The sequence below is a fragment of the Bradyrhizobium genomosp. I (2014) genome (assembly GCF_000261685.1).
Classification (GTDB): Bacteria; Pseudomonadota; Alphaproteobacteria; order Rhizobiales; family Xanthobacteraceae; genus Bradyrhizobium.
In genome coordinates this window covers 1-1,259 of the sequence record NZ_AJQE01000359.1, presented here as the reverse complement: position 1 = coordinate 1,259, position 1,259 = coordinate 1, and the positions used below count along the sequence as shown (strand labels likewise).

1 protein-coding gene and 1 pseudogene are annotated in these 1,259 nt (G+C 71.7%); both read left to right on the top strand.

The genetic code is table 11. The features are described from left to right. Positions 1-792: LysM peptidoglycan-binding domain-containing protein (locus tag IC50_RS31535; RefSeq protein ID WP_035714463.1), on the top strand; the 792-nt coding region annotated here is incomplete at its 5' end. A 162-nt stretch (positions 793-954) separates the two neighbouring features. Continuing rightward, positions 955-1,259 (top strand): annotated as a pseudogene (locus tag IC50_RS31530) (Spy/CpxP family protein refolding chaperone); the annotation flags it as partial.

Below are 1,259 nucleotides of genomic sequence, written 5' to 3'. Positions count from 1 at the left end.
GCAGCGGCCCCCGAGCCGAAGGCGGGCGCGCCGGCCGAGACTCAGAACCAGGTCACGGCCGCGCTCGCCGATCTCGCGCCGATCAAGCCGCTGCCATCGGCTGCGGACAGCGGCCCCCGTTTCGACGTCGCCCGCATCGACGATCACGGCGAGGCGGCGGTGATTGCGGGCCGCGCCACGCCGGGTGCAAGGGTCGAGCTGATGCGCGACGGCAAGCCGCTCGATAGCGTGGTCGCGGACGCCTCGGGCCAGTTCGTCATGACCCCGCCGCAGCTTCCTGCCGGTTCTTACGAACTGACGCTTCGGGCCAAGGCCGCGGACGGCACGGTTACGGAATCCGGCCGGACCATGCCGGTGACCATCGCCGAGGCGGCGCCGCCGCCGGCGCGGCCCGCTCCGGCCGCGAAGCAGGAGGCGAAGCAGGCAGAGAAGCCGGATGACAAGCCGGATGTCGTCGCCGCCCTGCCATCGGCCTCGCCGCGCCTGGCTTCAGTGCCCGACAGGCAGGCGGCCCGGCCGAGATTGACCGGCGCGCCGAAACCCAAGGTCCTGGCGCGTGCGCCGGCGGCCACGGCGGTCGCATCGGCTTCGCCGGCGGACGTGCTCGCCACCGCACCGGCCGGCGGCAGCCGGGTCATTGCCCGTGGCGACAGCCTGTGGGCTCTCAGCCGGCTCGCCTACGGCGACGGCGCCCGCTACGCGGTGATCTTCAACGCCAACCGCGACAAGATCCACAACCCCAATCTGATCTATCCCGGCCAGACTTTCGTGATGCCGCAAAAGGCGGAGTGAGGTCTATCCGCAGGGAATTCGCTTTCAGCGGGGTGCTCGGTCGCCCGCGACGCTTTGACCTGTGTGTCCCTTCGGAACATTTGGTTCCCCAGCGAGTCATCTCCCTGAGGCGCAGTGCGCGCCTGGCGCTGGGAGGAGGCCGAGGTGGTCAGGTCGGCGATCATGTCGGGACGCATAGGACTGGCGCTGGCCGGCGCGACCCTGGTGATTGCGGCAGTGCTGCTGCCCGGGAAAGCCGAGGCGCAGTTCGGATTGCGCGGCGGTCCGCTCGGCGTTGCACGTTTCGCGGTCGGCCACATGCTCGGCCTGTCGCGCCTGCGCCACTCCCGCATGGCCGTGCGCGGCAGCCGCTACCGCTCCGCTGCGCTGAGGTCGCAAGACCCGCGCGGGGCCGAGCGCGGCCAGCCATCCAATCCCTACGTGCTGCGTGCGGCGCTCACGGCGCAGGCCGCGCTGGCGGGCTGGCA